Origin of the sequence: Paenibacillus sp. FSL W8-0919, from assembly GCF_038003785.1 — a bacterium.
Classification (GTDB): Bacteria; Bacillota; Bacilli; order Paenibacillales; family Paenibacillaceae; genus Paenibacillus_AQ; species Paenibacillus_AQ lactis.
This window is the reverse complement of the sequence record NZ_JBBOPV010000001.1, coordinates 4,397,596-4,413,311: the sequence shown is the minus strand read 5'-3', so window position 1 is coordinate 4,413,311 and position 15,716 is coordinate 4,397,596. Positions and strand designations below refer to the sequence as shown.

Annotated in this window: 12 protein-coding genes; 4 read left to right on the top strand and 8 right to left on the bottom strand. The window is 48.5% G+C overall.

Going from position 1 to position 15,716, the window contains the following annotated elements:
* Positions 1-133 precede the first annotated feature (133 nt).
* The 4 genes from NST44_RS19980 to NST44_RS19965 all read right to left on the bottom strand — a co-directional run bounded on the left by NST44_RS19980 (position 134) and on the right by NST44_RS19965 (position 4,862).
* Positions 134-907, bottom strand: a complete 774-nt coding sequence (locus NST44_RS19980; protein ID WP_007128169.1) for an ABC transporter permease — start codon at positions 905-907, stop codon at positions 134-136.
* A complete protein-coding gene (locus tag NST44_RS19975) occupies positions 904-1,641 on the bottom strand; it encodes an ABC transporter ATP-binding protein (protein ID WP_007128170.1) in 738 nt (245 codons plus the stop codon). The genes NST44_RS19980 and NST44_RS19975 overlap by 4 nt, the downstream gene beginning before the upstream one ends.
* 520 nt (positions 1,642-2,161) lie before the next feature.
* Complete coding sequence (locus NST44_RS19970) at positions 2,162-3,235, bottom strand: phosphotransferase enzyme family protein (protein WP_007128171.1); 1,074 nt, start codon at positions 3,233-3,235, stop codon at positions 2,162-2,164.
* A gap of 319 nt (positions 3,236-3,554) precedes the next feature.
* Positions 3,555-4,862 (bottom strand): ADP-ribosylglycohydrolase family protein, encoded by a 1,308-nt coding sequence (locus NST44_RS19965; RefSeq protein ID WP_340900471.1) that lies wholly within the window; start codon positions 4,860-4,862, stop codon positions 3,555-3,557.
* A gap of 99 nt (positions 4,863-4,961) precedes the next feature.
* On the opposite strand from NST44_RS19965, the gene NST44_RS19960 reads away from it, so the two are divergent.
* From NST44_RS19960 to NST44_RS19945, 4 genes are all read left to right on the top strand, one after another.
* Positions 4,962-5,846 (top strand): AraC family transcriptional regulator, encoded by an 885-nt coding sequence (locus NST44_RS19960; protein ID WP_007128173.1) that lies wholly within the window; start codon positions 4,962-4,964, stop codon positions 5,844-5,846.
* Between the two features lie 176 nt (positions 5,847-6,022).
* Complete coding sequence (locus tag NST44_RS19955) at positions 6,023-6,769, top strand: EcsC family protein (RefSeq protein ID WP_340900470.1); 747 nt, start codon at positions 6,023-6,025, stop codon at positions 6,767-6,769.
* Between the two features lie 285 nt (positions 6,770-7,054).
* Positions 7,055-8,404: a glycoside hydrolase family 64 protein gene (locus tag NST44_RS19950; protein ID WP_007128175.1), complete on the top strand. Its 1,350-nt coding sequence runs from the start codon at positions 7,055-7,057 to the stop codon at positions 8,402-8,404.
* A gap of 165 nt (positions 8,405-8,569) precedes the next feature.
* A protein-coding gene (locus tag NST44_RS19945) for an IS1182 family transposase (protein WP_213617301.1) occupies positions 8,570-9,930 on the top strand; the annotation gives its coding sequence in 2 pieces (ribosomal slippage) (positions 8,570-9,137 and positions 9,137-9,930; 1,362 coding nt in all).
* A gap of 181 nt (positions 9,931-10,111) precedes the next feature.
* Here the strand turns inward: NST44_RS19945 and NST44_RS19940 are convergent.
* From NST44_RS19940 to nirB, 4 genes are all read right to left on the bottom strand, one after another.
* A complete protein-coding gene (locus NST44_RS19940) occupies positions 10,112-10,669 on the bottom strand; it encodes a GNAT family N-acetyltransferase (protein WP_007128176.1) in 558 nt (185 codons plus the stop codon).
* A gap of 24 nt (positions 10,670-10,693) precedes the next feature.
* A complete protein-coding gene (locus tag NST44_RS19935; protein ID WP_007128177.1) occupies positions 10,694-11,143 on the bottom strand; it encodes a MarR family winged helix-turn-helix transcriptional regulator in 450 nt (149 codons plus the stop codon).
* Between the two features lie 220 nt (positions 11,144-11,363).
* A complete protein-coding gene (gene nasC, locus NST44_RS19930; RefSeq protein WP_034273684.1) occupies positions 11,364-13,502 on the bottom strand; it encodes an assimilatory nitrate reductase catalytic subunit NasC in 2,139 nt (712 codons plus the stop codon).
* Positions 13,503-13,535: 33 nt separating this feature from the next.
* The gene (gene nirB / locus NST44_RS19925) at positions 13,536-15,704 is read right to left on the bottom strand and encodes a nitrite reductase large subunit NirB (RefSeq protein ID WP_340900469.1); all 2,169 of its coding nucleotides are present in this window, start codon (positions 15,702-15,704) and stop codon (positions 13,536-13,538) included.
* Positions 15,705-15,716 lie beyond the last annotated feature (12 nt).

Here is a 15,716-nt window from a genome sequence, read left to right as displayed (position 1 = left end):
TATATATCCTTCTCCTGTATCATAACACTCGCTTCGTAGTAGATACCAATATAAGTGAAAGTGAACATGGCCTTCCTTGAAAAAATCGCCTAGTAGCACTTATCGGAAAACCTTGAGCAGGAAGGGCCCCCTCCTATTGGATTAGATCTTTTTTCTTGATGATCAACGCACTGGCGGCATAGAACAATACGATGTATGCTGCGATAATCGCGGTGTTCTGAAGCACGGCTTCCCAAGTAGCCTTATGGACGATTTCATGAAAATAGTACATGTGGTTCACAACGGAATAGGGTTTGATCATCTCGAACGCATTCAAGGATTGTGCGGCAGTCAAAATTCCGATGGAGAGCCCAATCGTAGTACTAATGTTCGTGGCCATGACAGCCAATAAAACGACAATCATTCCGCAAGCCATGTACGGCAGCAGCATTGAGAACGTCAGCCGAATCGTTAACCATACCCCTTCCTCTCCTGTGTACTCCTCTCCAGCATAGAATGTATACTCGCCCCAACCGAAGGCAAGCGTTCCAATCGCGTACTCTGCTGCGAGGGATAAAACAACCAGGACTAAGATGAATACGAATAATGAGGCGATTTTGGCATTGAGCCATTCGATCCGTCCGACGGGTCGCAGCAGCGTCAGCTTGAACGTGCCTGCTTTTATATCGCCAGTAATCAAGTCTGCCACGTAAACGGGAATGAAGATGGTCATGAATTGGGCCAAGCTGTTTATGAGCGCTAAAGGAAGGGATTGCCCGTTCGGCGTAACAATGACCGACTTCCATTCCCCGCCAGACTGATAAAAATAGACGGTCATGCAAGCATGGATGATCAGAATGGCTATAAATATATACATTTTCTTTAATCTGAAGGTTTTGTAAAGCTCGTTTTGGATCAATCGAATCACGACCTACCATCTCCTTCCGTTATGTCCAAAAAGTATTGCTCGAGCGTTCTGGGTCCTCCAGATGAGAGCAGCTGCTGGACATCGCCTTCCGCCACCAGCTTACCGTGTCGGATAATGCCGATCTTGCTGCACATTTGTTCGACTTCATGCAGCAGATGGCTAGAAATGAGGAAAGTAATGCCTTGCTCCGCAGCAAGCTGCGCGATCATTTCTCTAATTCCCTTCATTCCTTGCGGGTCAAGTCCGTTCGTAGGTTCGTCAAGAATGATCAGCTTCGGCTCGTTTAGAAGCGAGCTCGCAATACCAAGACGCTGCCTCATCCCGAGCGAATAGGAACCAACCTTGTCTTTTGCCCGATCGGACAGTCCAACGATCTCAAGGACTTCTAGCACGCGTCTTCTTGTCACGCCCGTCAGGAGGTTCGCTGTCAGCATGAGATTGTCATAGGCGGAAAGATAGGTATAGAAGGCTGGCTGCTCTACAATAGCGCCGACAAGTGCTATTGCATCTTTAAAATGTGACTTCAATTGATATCCTCCAATCCTCACTTCGCCTGCATCGGGATGGATAAGTCCCGTTAGCATTCGGATCGTTGTTGTTTTACCGGATCCGTTGGTGCCAAGGAAACCGTAAATATCGCCTTCCTTAATCCGAAGATTAAGACCATTGACAGCGGTCCTGGAACCGAAGGTTTTCGTCAATCCCTTTGCATCAAGTAGGATCTTGTTTTCCATAAGCGTTCTCCCCTCATGTCTTAGCGACCTTGTTTTCCTAATCGTAAAGGCTGAACATGAAAAGTTGATTTTTGAGAAATAAAAGATTGGTAGGAAAAATATTAACATTCGATTAAGCATAGTCATGTGATCCGGCGCTTATTGAAGGGGCGCATCATGTTCCTTCTTAGGAGACTCTCTCAAGCTAGAAAAGAACACACTAATGACTCCGATGCTTAAGAAGGAATCAGCTGCTATTTGGCCGCCTGATCGGCAATTAATACAAAAGCGGCTATTATGTAGTAAAGGACCATTTTGTCAACTCCTCTCTATATTTTCTAAATCCTTCTCATTAGAATAAATGCATGATCTTAAGAGCTGGCCAGAAAGAAATTAACAGTTCATATCGAAATGATTAACATTCGATAAACTCGCAAAAAAACACCCCCCAAATTATGATTGGGGGGTGTGCTCCAAAATTTCACTAAAATCATATATCTTCCGTCTTCATATTTTATTTTGAGTTCGCTACAATATCGACTTATATCTTACGTTCCTCATATTCAAAGGGTTCTTCACACGAATAGATCTCATGGAACAATCCTTCATACGGGATATCGTCTTCCATGCATTTTATAAAATACGAAAGCCGCTCATCACAGTCCGGTTCCTCGCCGGTGTTTTTCATCACTTCGAATGCATCCACAATATTTTCCATGACACACGCCTGTATAAATAATCGGAGCTGATCCAGCATCGAATCTTCCAGCTTGGTCTCGGATCTGTATCCCTCAAGGACCGTTTTAAAGTAATCATCCATAAAGGCTTTACGTTTACCGGCGTCTGGTTCGAACTGGATCCAGCCTACTCCGTTTCCCCAGACACTTGCCAAGTCATACATGTACCAGCCGAAGCATGAATTATCGAAATCGTATACCGTGATTTGCCCGGTATCAAAATCGATCGAATAATTCCCATCGTTGTAATCAAAATGGATCATACCGTAAGTCTCATGGCCTCTGTCCAATCCTTCTAAAGCATGAAGGAGCTCAACCAGCTTCTTCTTCAGCAGAAATAGGGAGTCAGGAATCAGTTTATCGATATATTCGGCATTGAATTTGTCGGAAAAATGATGCCTGCGGTGGACAGGTGTGTACTCTTTTGATAATTGGTGCAGCTTCCCTAAGACTTTACCGCAGTTGTAATAGTATTCGGATATAGGAGCTCCTTCCCGGTAACGATAATGATTTTCCGCAAGCATTTTTCCTCTAGCCTTTTCAAACAGGCAGATAAAAAAGGGATGCTGATTATGGGTAATCTCCTCAAGCAGATTCCCATTCCGGGAGCTGATTACATTGGAGACGCTGCCTCCGTGCTCAAATAAATAGCGGATATATTCAACCTCGGCCAGAAAATCATCCCGGCTTCTGTCAGGTAAGAAAGCGATTCGCAGTATTTTTGCGTCGGCTCCTTCTTTCTCAAAGGCATAAACGACATTCCGCCCTCCTTCATGGGGTGGAATCAGCTGGATTTCATAGCCCTCCAACCCGTACAATTCCAATACGGATGGAAGTAAGTGTGCATCCATGATTTGCAAAACCTCGTTATAATTCATAGCATCTCTCCTTTTTAACTGATAATCTATTTAGTATTTAACTGCAGTGTGTGTATTCATATTTCCTTGTTACATGAAGTTTGAATATCAAATTCGGATTATTACTCATCATGCATAGCACTATTCATCTGCTCAGCTACTTACAGGGTAAACGCTAAATACGGAAGATCACAAGGGGGAAAATGGTTTTAGTTATTCTTCGAAGGCGATCAGCAAGTAAGCTCATAATCAAATAATCGTCTTCTAAAACAAGCAGAAACCGCGATATTCGCGGTTTCTTATGTGAGTTATGCTCTTACCCTCGTAAATGGATCCTCGCTTAAGCATCGTTAAATGTTTGCTCCGCTACTGCGGCAAATCTCTCTACCAGATCGCTGATCTTGAATGTCTCCTTCCCGATCATATACGTCTTTACTGTATCATGGAATGGCGCGTACCAATGGGCAGGCACCCCCTCCTTGCCGACGATCGCACCGACAATGCTGCCCGCGGTCGCGGCCGTGCAATCATTGTCCAGCCCCATCGCCACTGTCTCCGATATGACCTTGGACACGTCCGTCCCTCCGATCATTAATCCGAATACGGTCAAGCAAGCATTGTTGTTCGTATGAACGCTGTGCATACCTTTAAAACGATTGTTCACAGCCTCCCTGGCTTCTGCATAATTCCGGATATCCTTTCCGATGGAGAGCGCCCATTCAATATCCTTATATAGGTTGCACCCTCTAGGAATTTCAGTTAACCCGATGCGCAGAGCATCTACCGGATGATCAACCTCGAAGGCGGCAGCTTGCGCGGCGCTGAAAAACATTTCGCCATAGATGCCGTTCCTTCGATGGCTCAAGTAGGCGTCGCGGTACGCATACTCCGCGGCTTTCGAGGGGATTCCGGGAGCGATATAGGCCCACGGGTCGGATCGAATGTCTCCGCCGATCCATTGACAGTACGGATTGTTCACATCCGCCGCTTCCATCGCCGTCCTGCCTGCCTTCAAGTTAAGAAGGGCGACTTCCTCAGCTGTGCAGGCATACGGCAAATATTTCAACCAGCTCTTCCCCACATCCTCCGTGGTAAAATGTGTCCCATGCTCCTCGGCAATGAGCAGTCCCAGGATCGTGTACGTAACGTCATCGTCAACCGGAACGCAATTCAGACCTTCAAGGGTATATTCATAGAAAGTGCTCTTCCCATATCGCAGATGGTTTGGAGTCTTCGCTTTGGACCAATAGTTCTGCGGCGGGAAATGATCGCCAATATACTCGGCCCAGCTCTTCATTTCATCGACTCCCCATAGTTCCACCGGAGCTCCGAGCGTACATCCGGCGAATCGAGCCAGCATAGCACCTTCCAGCTTATTTTTATAAACAGTCTTATCGAACGATTTCCACATTCTTCGGGGTCCGTCAGACCGTAACGCTTGAATCCCCTTCAGATCATTCGGCACTTGCGAAGCAAGCGCCTCGTCGACAGGCAGATCTTGCATTTTTTGAAGAGAAGCCTTCATCGCCCGTTCCACTTCCAACAAGACGTCGGAAACGTCAGTTGCACCGTATTCATGAGCCAAACGCCCGTATTCAATGATTCTCGTGGCCAGCTCGTTCAATTTCGGTTCCGCCGGATACGCCATATCAAATCTCCTTCCGCTTTTGCTTTCCTAGTGTATTCGTTTTCAAATCCAGATTATAATAAAACAGATGACAATTCTGCTGAAAAGGAACCAAAAACTATGCAGAAACGACCAACCTCATATGAAGTAATTTCTCAGCCGTATCTACTTCCACCAAGGTTTCCTGTAGATTGGATCGAGAATTTTATCCAGAGAGATGCTGATATCACCTATTTGCACTATCATAATTGCTTGGAGATCGGATATTGCTGCGAAGGCTCGGGCGTGTTTATCGTAGAAGAAAAAATACTGCCCTATTCAAAAGGCGATGTGTGTATTATTTTTCCGGGCCAGCTCCATCTTGCCCAAAGCGTAAAAGGTCAGGTAAGCCGCTGGCATTTTTGCTTCTTGGATCCAAAAACGCTTCTCGGCACTGTATGTCCTCAAGCATGGAATGAGTCAGCTCCACCTGGATACTCACGGTTTACGAATATCGTCAATCCCAGCGACGCTCCCGAGATTTCGTTAATGGCGGAATTCCTTATGAAAGAATTGGGCCAGCAGATGACGGGGTATGAATCCGCCGTTAGAAGCTCTGTTTGGAGCCTGATAACCCTCATTGACAGAATCATCAACCCTTTGTCTGACCAAGCGTTTGAAGCTGAAGCGATTGATCGGGCTTCCATGAACAAAATTTCTAAATCACTGGAGTACATCTCACAGCATTATATGGAGCCGATAGGAATCGATGCGTTGGCGGCAGCTTGCAATCTCAGCGTCACCCATTTCCGCCGTACGTTCCGCTCCTGTATGGGAATGGCTCCGCTCGATTACCTGATTCATGTTCGAATGCAGATGGCTTCCGCATTGCTGTGCCATACTGACAACAGCATTCTGAATATTTCGGAACAGGTAGGCTGCGCTACCCTATCCAGCTTTAACCGGCATTTCAAGCAAAGGATGGGGGTCTCTCCATCCAAGTGGCGAGCGATGAAACGTCAATGACCTTCGCACGATCAGAAACAATCGAACCTCTATACAGAACCCTGCCCACAATCAGCAATCTTTATCTTCGATGCGATGCTGGACTTTAGTCGAGGTCCGCTACCTCCTGCGGACGGTTTCGAATCATGGATATATTCGTTATAATTTTGCCAAGTATGTTGGAGGAGCGATGGAGCATGAGCTACGAACATAAAGTACAGAGGGAAATTGCCGACTGGGAACACAAAATGTTCAGACCGCCGGGATGGCTGGAAAAAACATCGAAAACAATCGGCAATCGAATTAATCATTGGATTCCCCCGAAGGTGCACAATATCATAACGACCACCATTCGATCGATCGTGCGCACGGCATTGTTCGGCGCGGAATATACGCCGAGTCGGCAGGTGGAGCGTACTTTGGAACTCGAGGCTGCGGATCAAGAAGCGCAGGAATTATTTGCCCTGTACCAAAAAATTGCGGTTGCCGAAGGGGCTGGAACGGGAGCTGGCGGCATTATGCTTAGCATGGTGGACTTTCCCGCTTTAATTGCGATCAAGATGAAATTTCTGTTCGAGCTGGCTCATGTTTACGGCTATGACACCAAGCATTTCTCTGAGCGGGTATTCATTCTCAAGGTGTTCCAAATGACGTTCTCGGGACCGGGGAACCGTGCGCGGCTGCTCGAATCCGTCAAGCATTGGCATATCGAAAAGGAACAATGGATGTCCGACACCGAGTACGCCCGCAATATGGACTGGGAGACATTTCAGATCGAGTATCGGGACGCCATGGACTTCCGGAAAATGCTGCAGATGGTGCCTGGGATCGGCGCTGTCGCAGGCGCCTGGGCAAATTACACCATTCTTGAGGAGCTGCGTGAATCCGCCATGAATGCTTACCGCCTTCGTAGATTGCACGATGATTTCGTAATTGTGTGTTAAATCCCCTTTCATTTGCCAGATGTCATGACAATAGAGGCAGCTAATCTGTATGATTAGCTGCCTTAAAAATTGCCTGCTATTGTAACGCTCAAACTCCATCCGAAATTGTGAACCCCATCCCGAAATTCCAAGACTCCTATATTTTGGTAAACGGAATTATAATCATTTTTGTAACCGCATTCACAGCAATCAACAGCCGAATACCTCGGTAAAACAAAGGAGTGATGCCGTTTCAAGCCCAATTGCAAAGTTGACTTTATCCCCAAATTAAAGGAGGAACTTTTAATGATTCGAAAGGGATTGTCTTATTTGCTGATTCTGTCGTTGCTGCTGACGTGCAGTACCTTCTTCGGTACGAAGGCGGAAGCCGCAGACTACACGCAGGGCGTCGAACGATCCGGAAGCACAGCTACCATATGGTTCAAATCGTCCGTCAACACGAGTTGGGTGGATGTTCATTACAAAGTGAATGACGGCGTGCAGCAAAATTTGAGAATGGCGTACAACGCTGGCAAATCCCGATACGAACAAGCGATCACAGGCATAGCCGCTGGCAACGTCATTGCGTATTGGTTTACTTATAATAACGGAACCCCAGCCTACGACACCAATATCTTTACGTACACCGCTGGTTCCACGCCAGATCCCCCTTCATCCGGTTCCATATATGACATTCTCCCATCCTCGATTCCCATGCCGCCAAACGGTGCCGTCTCCGTAAAGATCATGAACGGGACCCATGGCGCTTACACCGACCAGCAAATATACTGGGGCGTCCTCGGCATCAATCCCGTGAACGGTCGTTGGAGCTACCTGGACCTGAGTGGCAATCTGATCCCCATCTCGAGCGCCTTGAATGATGCGCCAGGCCACTTAACCAAGAACGGCATCCATTACGCCAACATTTACCACAAGGTCAGCGATGCTTCCTGGATCACCTTGCCTCAGATTACTTCAGGCCGAATGTTTCTTAGCGTCGGTTCCCCAATGTACTTGAAAACCTTCGATCACGGATTTGCCGGTCCCGATCTGAACAATCCAACGGATCCAAACCGCGATATCATTTTCGATTTCGTTGAATTCACGGTTGACCAGGCAGGCTATCACGGCAATACGACACGCGTGGATGGGTTCGGTTTTCCGATCCAGCATCGGCTAGTCAACAAATCAGGTTCTTTTGACCAAACCGTAGGTGAGCTTGAATCCGAGACTCGAAGCGGAATTTTCGCCAAATTCCAGGCCGAGGTTCCTGCCGAATTCAAATCGCTGGCAACCGTTCAAGCTCCATATCGCATTGTAGCGCCAATTCACGGCTCTTTCGCCCAGGGAGGCGCGAATGCCAACTATTTCGCCGGGTACGCACCGTACAGTACGCAGGATATTTTCCGGTGCGACGGCGCTTTGACGGATGCTGCAACGTGCGCAGCCATCAATCGCCATGTATATACGACGAGCGACTGGAATAACGTGTCAAATTACTTTCAAGCCGCTCCGGCTAATTATTACGCAAAATTCTGGCACGACCACAGCATTAACCGCTTGGCCTATGGATTTGCATATGATGATGTCAACGGCCAAGCTGCTTATCTCGAAGTGGGCGATCCGAAGGGCCTGATTATTCGTGTAGGATGGTAAATGATCAATCAAATCTGTTAGATCTAAAGCAAAAACGATGACATAGGTCATCGTCAGGCTGTCGAGAAAGTCTCGACAGCTATTTTCTTGTGAATTTAATTCAACACGACACCGCGTTAATGTTGTATAATGGTATTAAATAAACCGTTCGGAAGGGTGTTACATATGTTGCGTTCGAATCGAGAAAAACAGCAGGCTTACGAATTTGTTTCGATTGAAGAATTGGTTCCTCAAGATCATCTGCTCCGTAAAGTGGACAAGTATATCGATTTCTCTTTCATCGACGAAAAGGTTCGTCCGCTTTACTGTGCTGATAATGGGCGGCCAGCTATCGACCCTGTCGTGTTATTTAAAATGATTTTCCTCGGTTATTTTTATGGCATCCGTTCCGAACGCCAACTCGAACGTGAGATTCAAACCAATCTTGCTTACCGCTGGTTTTTGGGGTTAGGTCTAACCGACAAAGTGCCTGACCATTCTACGATTAGCTGGAATCGTCGCACTCGCTTTAAAGACACCGAGATTTTTCAGGAGATCTTCGATGAGATTGTGCTTCAAGCTATCCAGCACCGTATGGTGGGCGGACGTGTCTTAGTTACCGATTCAACCCACGTCAAAGCGAGTGCGAACAAGCATAAATACACAAAGGAGCAGGTTTTACAAAACACCCGTGACTATGTGAGTGAACTTAATGCTGCCGTGGAGGCTGACCGGAATGCACATGGAAAAAAGCGCTAAAGCCTAGAGAGGACGTGATCGAGGAAAAGGAAGTCAAAGTGAGCACGACAGATCCCGACAGCGGTTATATGATCCGTGATGGGAAACCGGAAGGATTTTTCTACTTAGATCACCGTACTGTGGACCTGAAATACAATATGATTACGGATGTACATGTCACCGCTGGAAATGTCCATGATTCTGTACCGTATTTATCCCGTTTGGATCGTCAACAACAACGATTTGGTTTTAAAGTCGAAGCCGTTGCTCTGGACTCCGGGTATTTGACTTCACCCATTTGCAAAGGGCTGCAAAGCCGAAATATTTTTGCCGTTATTGCTCACCGAAGATTTCACTCAACCCAAGGTTTATTCCCAAAATGGAAGTTCACTTATGACGCACAGCGTAATGTTTATGTCTGTCCAGCGAAGCACGAATTACCGTACACGACGACCAACCGCGAGGGATACCGGCAGTACGCTTCGGATCCACAGCATTGCAAGAACTGCCCGTTATTAAACGAATGCACACGGTCTCGCAACCACCGAAAGGTGGTAACCCGTCATGTCTGGGAGGACAGCAAAGAGTGGGTGCGAGGCAACCGGTTGAGTCGATCCGGGAAATATCTCTACCGAAAACGAAAAGAAACGATTGAGCGAAGCTTCGCGGATGCCAAAGAGCTCCATGGGTTTCGCTATTGCCGTTTGCGCGGTTTGCAGAACGTCAGGGAACAGGCCTTGATGACGGCAGCCGTGCAGAACATGAAGAAGATGGCGATCCACCTGGATCGCCTGGAAAAACGGGGGTAGCCCCCTCATATTTTTCTTAACTTAGTTACTTTGGAAATACAGAGAAACCCTGATCCTTTAAAAGGACAGGGTTTCTCGACAATCTGACGATGACATAGGTCATCGTTTTTGTTGTTATACCATTAAAACGTTGCCTAAGCCGTACAGACAAGCCGCACCCATCTTGGCGCCCTTTTGCTAGTTATAGCTCAGCTTCAGTGCTATAATCTCGTTTGAAGCGTTCCATGCTTGTTTTGGTCATAATGTAATCCCTCTGTTCTTCGTCCCCCATATAAAAGGAATGGGAACCTGTTTGAACAAACCCCATTTTCTTATAAAAAGCAATAGCATTTTCATTTCGTTCCCAAACGCCTAACCAAACCTTCCGTTTATGGCGTTCCGCCGCGACTTCCATGGCTTTATTGAGCAGAAGCTTGCCAAGCCCATGTTTTTGATAGCGGCTCTTGATATAAATCCTCTCGATTTCAAGCGAGTCATTGCCCATCAATTCCGTTTGCGCTTCTTCGGTGTTTACCTTTAGATACCCGGCGATTTCCCCATTATAAGAAATAAAATAGAACTCCGAATAGCTATTGCTTATCTCTTGTTCTAATTGGTTTAAGTTAAATGCTTTGTCTAAATATGCCTTCATATTTTCAGGTGAATTCTGATCCTTAAATGTTTCATTAAATGTTTCAACACTAACATCTTGAAGTATTTCCAGGTCTTCTAAGGTGCATTTTCTTATATGGATCGTCAATCGATCTCTCCTCCCTTTGATAAATCAATACAATCTCTTGTTGCCCTTTTTAACAAACTCCCAGTCTTTCTCTACATTTTTTCTGACCCTCTGCAAGAGATTGAACAGAGTTTCTGCTTCGTTTTCGGATAACCCATCTAATGCAACCCCATTGGAGTAATCATGTTCTCTCTTTATAAAAGGATACACATGTTTCCCTTTCTCCGTTGGAAAGAGCCGTTTGATTTTTCTATTATGATGATCTTCCTTCTTTTCAATGAAGCCGTGAAGCTCAAGCTTCTTGATGGCACGGGCTGCCGTTGTGCGGTCTACTTTTATCATCTCAGCGAGCTTCTCTTGAATGATTCCTGGGTTTTCGCATACCCTCACAAGGTACAAATATTGTCCTTTGGTCAGGTCATATTCTTTAAATTCCATATTGCTAATCGAATCCAATGCTCTTGCAATCATTCCAATCTCTCGAAGAATTTCCATCCAATTGACTCCCTCGTTCTCAATATGTTGCAATTGCAACAAAAGTATTTATTTAGTTTAATCGAATAATGCTGCATTTGCAACAATTAACGACAAAATAATGACCACTTCGATGAGATGCTCTGATTCATCGAAATGGTCATTAGATTGATAGAAGCTGATTTGTGACATCGTAATAGAGGCGAATTATAATCAATGTAGGCGCTTTGTTCTTAACCGCTTATCCTTCCAGGCTGTTTGCCTGCTTTAAAGACCGAATACGAACGGCAGTGGTCTTGAAGCCGGGCATTTTGCAGAACGGGTCCAGCTCCGGCCGGGTAGCATGATTGACGTTCTGTACCCCGCCCCAATGCATAGGGACAAACAGGGTATCTTGCCGAATAGAGTCTCCAACTCTGCAGCGGACCGTAAATGAGCCATGCTCCGACACAACTTCGACCCACTCGCCGTCACGGACCCGATAACGCTGTGCGGTAGTCGGGTGAATCTCTGCGAAATTCTCCAGCTCGCGCGCAAGCAAAGAGGGGCTTCTCCGGGTCTGCACCCCGGTCAGATAATGGGACAATACGCGTCCATTGGTCAGGATTAGCGGGTATTCCTCGGACACTCCTCCCCAGCGCTCTCCTTCTGTTATGGTGAAAACAGCCTTCCCGTCCGGGTGGGCAAACGATTGCTGGAACAGTAAGCCGACCCCAGCCTCTTCGGTAGAGGGGCAAGGCCAGTACACCCCTTCCTCCCTGCGCAATCGGTCATACGTGATGCCGTAATAATCAGCAACCCCGCCTTTGCTCGCCAGTCTCAGCTCATTAAATATCTCTTCAGGCCCGTTGAAGCGAAAGTACAGTCCTTTTCCCAGTTGGTCTGCTATGGAGCAGAGGATCATCCAGTCATGGCGCGCCTCACCGGGAGGCTCACGGCCGGCTTCCCGCAGAAGGACCCGCCCCTCCAGATTGGTCAGTGTCCCTTCATTCTCCAAATAGGAGGTCACCGGCAGCACGATGTCAGCCAATTGGGCCGTTTCGGACATGAACATATCGGCAACCACCAGCAGATCAAGGCTCTTCAAGCCTTCCACCACATGCCCGGCGTTCGGATTCGAAACCACGGGATTGGAGCCCATCACGAAGAGAGATTTGATCTCGCCCTGATGAACAAGCTCCATCATCTCATAGGCCGAGATGCCTTTTCCAGGTAAGCTTGAAGCTTCAACACCCCATACGGAGGCAACGTACTTACGGTCCTCCTCATTCTCGATCGATCTGTAGCCCGGCAGCTGATCAGCCTTTTGCCCATGCTCTCTTCCGCCCTGTCCATTCCCCTGCCCGGTGACGGCTCCATATCCGCAGCCTTCCCTGCCGATTTTGCCTGTGGCTAAGACCAGGTTCAGAAAATGCCGAACCGCAAGATGGCCATCCATCTGCTGCTCTACCCCTCGGGCGGTCAAAATCATTCCTGTGCCTGCCATGCCATAGGATCTGGCTGCCTCCCGGATTTGCTCTAACTCCAGTCCGCATAGATCGGCAGCCCGATTCAAATTGAACCCGTTCATATAGGCTCTCAGCTCATCATAACCATTTGTCCTGGCTCGGATAAATGCCTCATCCACGAAGCCCTCATCCATGATGATCTTCAGCATGGCATCAGCCAGCAACGCATCCGTACCCGGTCTGATCGGCAGGTGGATATCCGCAATGGCGGCTGTTGCCGTTTTCCGCGGGTCGATGACCACGATCTTCGCTCCGTTCTCTTTCGCCTGGTTAAAATAAGGCAGCAGCGTTGGCTGGCACTCCGCGATATTGGTACCGGCGAGGACAATGCAGCGCGCCAGAGGAATGTCGGCCAGCCTGAACGTCAGCCCCCTGTCAATCCCAAAGGTTTTACTCCCAGCAGAGGCCGCTGCCGACATGCAGAAACGACCGTTATAATCGATATATTTCGTGCCGAGCGCCACTCTGGCAAATTTGCCGAGCAAATAGGCCGTTTCGTTGGTCAGCGATCCACCGCCGTATACGGCATTCGCATCAGGACCGTACTGGTCTGTAATCGTCTTTAGCCGATGGCTTATCACGTGAATCGCCTCGTCCCAGGAACAAGAAACGAGCTCGCCGTTGACACGGATCAGTGGTTCCAGCAACCGCTGCGAGTGGACAGCATGCTGATGCGCATTCATGCCTTTGACGCAGACCCTGCCCTCGGAGGCAGCGTTTGGCACGCCTTCAATCTGGTAGGCAGTCCGTCGCTGACCCGGAACACCTTCCTCCACTTCAGTAACCGTCATCTTACACTGTACACTGCAAAAAGGACATTGAGTCTCTACCTTGGCAGAAGCTCTCTCTATATCCAAATCCGTATAAACCATCTTAGACCACCTCTCCCTCGATTTCTCCTCCGTCTAACCGGCATAAGCTTTCAACGAACGTCGCGACAGCTTTTCTGCAAGCTCACGCTGCATATCATCGTCAAGCACAATCTCCCGGATCGCAAGGACATCCGTACGTTCCACCCACGCCCACAGCGGTTCATTGTAGAAGCTGTTCTGCCGATACCACTGCAGGCAAGCGGATACGAGACGAACGATGTCTTCCTCTTGCTCTGCAACACCGATCAGCTGTCCTTCGCGGACAGGATGCTCCGCATGTCCGCCGAGATACACCTCCCAACCTGCGGGGGAAGCTGAGATCCCGACCCCCTGGACCAGAATTCCAATGGGCGACCCTGTCCCATATGACACGCCGGCACTTACCGGATAAGGAAGCGTTACATCTTGCCAGCTGATGCGGAGCCTTTCCCCAATGCGCTGGATGCCAGCCGCGACCGGTTCGGAAGCTTCCCCATCGTCAATACGTATCCGCACGCCCTGATAATACGATTGATCTGCATAAAAAACATGGCTTTGTGCCTTCCTAGCCGCTATCCTCTCTTCATCGTTAACAACGCCCGCCATTTCCAGATAGAATCGTATGACCGGGAGGCATATAGTACATCCGCCCGCCTTCTTCCAGCCCAGTTGCGACATGATGTCCGGGATGGTACGGCAGCCTTGATTCACCGCGTCAGTAATGGTTTGCTTTATTGAAGAATGACCATGAACCGTACAATCACATATAGGAGCTTCCGCCGGCGTTCCGACTGCCTTCTGTTTCTGCGGCTTATCCGTCGTTTTACTGCTTTGCATATATTGGACAATTCCAACCACCATTGGCCGGCATCCGCCGCAAGAAGCGGATGCTTTGGTATGCACCTTTACTTCTTCGGCACTTGTTAAATCGTGGTCGGTTATGGCATGAATGATCGCCGCTTTGCTGACACGGTTGCAAGCGCACACCGTTTCATGGTCCGGCAGCGCTTCAGCCGCCGCTTCCGCCGGGCTGGCAGCACGCTCACGCGGGAGTAGCTCTGCTACGGCCGCGCCCCGTTCCACAAATCCCAGCAATGCAGCTCCTTCCGCCGTATCCCCGAACAGAATTGCCCCGGCAATCTTGCCGTTGTGCACGGTTACTTTTTTGTATGTGCCGCAAACGGCATCATAGTTCTGAACAGCGGTTTCTACGCCTTCACCCGAGATTACGCCGGCGGAAAAAACATCTACACCCGATATTTTAAGCTGGGAGGACGGGATCGACCCGTTATAGGGCTCAGTCTCATGTCCGCAGATGACGCGGGCAAGCACCCTCCCCTGCTCATATAAGGGGGCCACCAGGCCGTAACTTACTCCCCGGTGTTCCGCGCATTCCCCCAGGGCAAAAATGTTCGGATCGCTTGTTCTCATGAAGTCATCTACGACAATCGCCCTCCGCGTTAGAATGCCGCTTCTTTGGGCCAGCTCTATGTTCGGCCTGATCCCCACGGCGAGGACGACCACATCCGCATCAAGCCGCGTTCCGTCCATAAACCGAAGCCCCTGCGCCCTTGTTCGGCCGGTAATTCGCGTGGTGTTTTTCGCCAAATAAAATTGCATCCCTTGGCTCTCGAGTTCTCGCTGAAGCATATCCGCAGCGACGCGATCCAGCTGTCGATTCATGATATAAGGTGCGTTATGAACCACTTGGGTCTCCATACCAAGATGAAGCAGCCCGCGAGCTGCTTCCAAGCCTAACAACCCTCCGCCAATGACAGCCGCTTTTCTATAGGATTTGGACATTTCGGACATTCTCTCGCAATCGTCGATCGTTCGAAAGGATATAACCCCTTCCTTATCCGTCCCTGGGATAGGCGGTATGAATGGAGATGAGCCGGTTGCCAGGATTAATGCATCATACGTTGCGCGTAGGCCGGAGGCTGTCTCGACGAAACGTCGTTTGGCATCGATATGACGAACGGGCTGACCGGCCAACAAGCGGATCCCATGCCGCTCATACCAGGACCAGTCGTTCAGAATAATATCCTGCAGCGCATGTTCACCTTGCAGGACTTTGGATAAGAGGATCCGATTATAGTTTGGAAAGGCCTCGGCTCCGAAGATCGTAATATCAAAGTGCTCCGGAGCAATCTTTAGGATTTCTTCAACACACTTTATCCCCGCCATGCCATTCCCGACGACTATAAGTTTCTTTCGCTGCATGTTATTCCTCCA